The organism is Streptococcus sp. GMD6S (assembly GCF_000297015.1).
In genome coordinates this window covers 1-3457 of the sequence record NZ_AJRH01000093.1, presented here as the reverse complement: position 1 = coordinate 3457, position 3457 = coordinate 1, and the positions used below count along the sequence as shown (strand labels likewise).

General features: G+C 41.4%; 4 protein-coding genes and 1 pseudogene. 4 read left to right on the top strand and 1 reads right to left on the bottom strand.

Going from position 1 to position 3457, the window contains the following annotated elements:
• Together GMD6S_RS08610 and GMD6S_RS08605 are read left to right on the top strand one after the other, a co-directional pair.
• A partial coding sequence (locus tag GMD6S_RS08610; protein ID WP_000419356.1) for an MATE family efflux transporter occupies positions 1–1029 on the top strand: 1029 nt, incomplete at its 5' end.
• 96 nt (positions 1030–1125) lie between these two features.
• Positions 1126–1842, top strand: coding sequence for a YebC/PmpR family DNA-binding transcriptional regulator (locus tag GMD6S_RS08605; protein ID WP_000532894.1), 717 nt, complete (start codon positions 1126–1128; stop codon positions 1840–1842).
• Positions 1843–1891: 49 nt separating this feature from the next.
• On the opposite strand, the gene GMD6S_RS08600 is transcribed toward GMD6S_RS08605, so the two are convergent.
• Complete coding sequence (locus GMD6S_RS08600) at positions 1892–2596, bottom strand: CD20-like domain-containing protein (protein WP_033588306.1); 705 nt, start codon at positions 2594–2596, stop codon at positions 1892–1894.
• Between the two features lie 192 nt (positions 2597–2788).
• Here GMD6S_RS08600 and GMD6S_RS08595 point away from each other — a divergent pair, with 192 nt between their 5' ends.
• Positions 2789–3250 (top strand): MarR family winged helix-turn-helix transcriptional regulator, encoded by a 462-nt coding sequence (locus tag GMD6S_RS08595; RefSeq protein WP_000360520.1) that lies wholly within the window; start codon positions 2789–2791, stop codon positions 3248–3250.
• Positions 3234–3457, top strand: a pseudogene (locus GMD6S_RS08590) (ABC transporter ATP-binding protein); the annotation flags it as partial. The gene GMD6S_RS08595 and the pseudogene GMD6S_RS08590, both read left to right, overlap by 17 nt.

Sequence of the window (3457 nt, the reverse complement as noted above, 5' to 3'; positions counted from 1 at the left end):
TTTGTCGGTCTGTATCCACTCTTGCAATATTTAGATACCCCTGCAGAAATCCTTCCTCAATCCTATCAATATATTTCTATGATTGTGACCTGTGTAGGTGTCAGCTTTGCCTATAATCTTTTTGCAGGCTTGTTGCGATCCATTGGAGACAGTCTAGCAGCTCTTGGATTTCTGATTTTTTCTGCCTTGGTCAATGTGGTTCTGGATCTCTATTTCATTACGCAACTGCATCTGGGAGTTCAATCTGCGGGGCTTGCTACCATTATTTCGCAAGGATTGTCAGCGGTTCTCTGTTTTTACTATATCCGTAAGAGTGTTCCAGAACTACTTCCTCAACTCAAGCATTTTAAATGGAACAAGGCCTTGTATGCGGATCTCTTGGAGCAAGGTTTGGCTATGGGTTTGATGAGTTCCATTGTGTCCATAGGTAGTGTGATTTTACAGTCTTCTGTCAATACTTTTGGAGCTGTGATTATTAGTGCTCAAACAGCAGCTAGACGCATTATGGCTTTTGCTCTGCTTCCGATGACGGCTATTTCTTCTGCTATGACGACCTTTGCCTCTCAAAATCTCGGGGCCAAGCGACCAGACCGCATAGTTCAAGGCCTTGGTGTTGGGAGTCGTTTGAGCATGTTCTGGGCAGGTTTTATTTGTATTTTCCTCTTTTTTGCCAGTCCTAGCTTGGTTTCCTTCTTGGCCAGTTCGACGGATGGATACTTGGTAGAAAATGGTAGTCTTTACCTGCAAATCAGTTCAGTCTTTTATCCGATTTTGAGCCTTTTGCTGATTTATCGGAATTGCTTGCAGGGATTGGGGCAGAAAGTCCTTCCTCTAGTTTCCAGCTTTATAGAACTAATCGGGAAAATTGTTTTTGTAGTTTTGATTATCCCTTGGGCAGGCTATAGGGGAGTTATCCTTTGTGAACCCCTTATCTGGGTTGCCATGACCACCCAACTGTACTTTTCACTTTTCCGCCATCCCCTGATAAAAGAAGGCAAGGCAATCTTGGCAGCCAAAGGACAATCCTAGCTGGATTTGCTGAATAAAATCCATTTCCTCTAGTGAAAATCGAAAAAACTTGTGTTATAATAAGAAAGATTAAAATGTGAAAAAAGGAGATTCCTAATGGGACGTAAATGGGCCAATATCGTAGCCAAGAAAACGGCTAAAGATGGAGCTAACTCTAAAGTATATGCAAAATTTGGTGTAGAAATCTATGTAGCAGCTAAAAAAGGTGATCCAGACCCAGAATCAAACACTGCTTTGAAATTCGTTATCGACCGTGCGAAACAAGCCCAAGTGCCAAAACACGTTATCGATAAAGCGATTGATAAAGCAAAAGGAAACACAGACGAAACCTTTACAGAAGGACGTTACGAAGGTTTTGGACCAAATGGTTCTATGTTGATTGTGGATACCTTGACTTCAAACGTTAACCGTACCGCAGCCAATGTCCGTGCAGCTTTTGGTAAAAACGGCGGAAACATGGGTGCTTCAGGTTCAGTTTCATACCTCTTTGATAACAAGGGTGTGATCGTATTTGCGGGTGAGGACGCTGATGCAGTCTTTGAGCAATTGCTAGAAGCAGATGTGGATGTGGACGATGTAGAAGCAGAAGAAGGAACAATCACGGTTTACACAGCTCCAACAGACCTTCACAAGGCTATCGTTGCCCTTCGTGAGTCTGGTATCGAAGAATTCCAAGTGACTGAATTGGAAATGATTCCTCAGTCTGAAGTGGAATTGTCAGGCGAAGACCTTGAAACCTTTGAAAAACTTTACAGCGTTCTTGAGGACGACGAAGACGTACAAAAGATCTACACAAACGTAGATGGATTCTAATAGAAAAACGAACAGTTTTACTAGCTGTTCGTTTTTTTGATATTTGAACTTAGACTCTGGTTTCAGAATCGTTTTGTTTCTTGCTTTTTTCTAGACCTAGACCGACTGCATGTTTTTGAACTAGCAAGAGCTGTCCATTGTCTTGTTTTGCAAAAGTTAAGGTAACAGTCTTGATCTTGTCACCAATGGAGATATAGGTGATTTTTCTCGTATCGTACCCTCCGATAGTGGAGTCAAATTCGGAGTCTGGTAGTCCGTGTTTTTTGATAATATCCTTGTAGTTGGTACCCCCTTTTCCTTTGTTGTCAAGGTCACCTTCGATTAAGGCGTCGAACTGTTCTTGGGTCCAGGTGAAGGTATCGTCTTCTTCCTCCTCTGGGATGGAATAGGCGCTATCATCTGTCAAGTCGCTTTCTTCTTCGCGTTCCATTGAGGAACTTGCCTCTCTATAGGAACGGTTAAACTCCCTGGCAAAATCTTTGTAGATATTAGCGTACAGTATCTGGGTCGTAAAGAAAAGTACAATAGAAGCAATTGACAGAGCTGTTCCAATAATGGCCATTGTTTTTCGTTTTTTGAGGTTGACGATAAGGCCGATAATCCCCAAGATAAATGCGACAATGGCGATGAAAAACGATAGATAGTTAATAAATGGAATCCAAGATCCTAAAAGTGCGATGGCTCCAAAAATGGTTGCCAAGATTCCTAAAACTCTTTGTTCTTCTGGTTTCATTTGAACGTTTTCTCCCTTCATCGAGTGAATGGATTTCTATCCACAGTAGTTAGTGCTTATTATAGAAAAAATATTGCCTAATGTCAATTTAAACTAAAATAGTTCTCTAGGAAACTTTTTTCTTGACATCATTTCTGAAAATGATAAAATAGTTCTCATGGAAACTTATATAGTTCTTGTGAGAACTATATTTATCGTAAGAAAGGAGCAATCATGGACAAGCCGATGTTAATGTTCAAACGTTTTGGACACCAGGTTCATCTGATGGTACAGAAAGAAGCCAAGCGATGTGGCATTGAATTTATGGGTGGACCGCAAGGGCAGGTTCTGCGTTTTTTAGATCATTGTGAACAAAAAGAGGAACTGGTCTTGATTAAGGATATCGAGCAGGAACTCAATATTAGCAAATCTGTGGCGAGTAATCTAGTCAAGCGCATGGTACAAAATGGTTTGGTCGAGTTAGAGGCGAGCCCGAGCGATAAGCGGGCAAAATTTGTTCGCCTGACGGAGAAATCGCGTTCGCAGATGCAAAAAGTTAAAGCTTTTTTTGATCGGATTGATCAAAGTCTGCTAGAGGGGGTTTCAAAGTCAGACTTGGCAATCTTTGAAAAGGTACTCGGGCAATTGCAAGAAAATGTTGAGAAGATAGGAGGAGAGAATGAAGAAACTCGCTAAACGTATTACAGGAAAAGAGTGGGGAATGATCGCCCTTACGATTCTTTTCACTTGTTTCTCGGTCTATCTCGAGTTAGAGGTGCCGACTTATATTTCGCAAATTACAGAATTACTGGGAACGTCTGGAACGCAATTGGGTGAACTCTGGTCACCAGCTGCGAAGATGATTGGTTTGTCTTTATTGGCTTTCTTTTCATCTGTTATGGT

What these genes read in the sequence shown, in the direction of transcription:
- GMD6S_RS08605 (WP_000532894.1), top strand. Translation starts at nt 1,126, where the DNA reads ATGGGACGTAAATGGGCCAATATCGTAGCCAAGAAAACGGCTAAAGAT.
- GMD6S_RS08600 (WP_033588306.1), bottom strand. Translation starts at nt 2,596, where the DNA reads ATGAAGGGAGAAAACGTTCAAATGAAACCAGAAGAACAAAGAGTTTTA.
- GMD6S_RS08595 (WP_000360520.1), top strand. Translation starts at nt 2,789, where the DNA reads ATGGACAAGCCGATGTTAATGTTCAAACGTTTTGGACACCAGGTTCAT.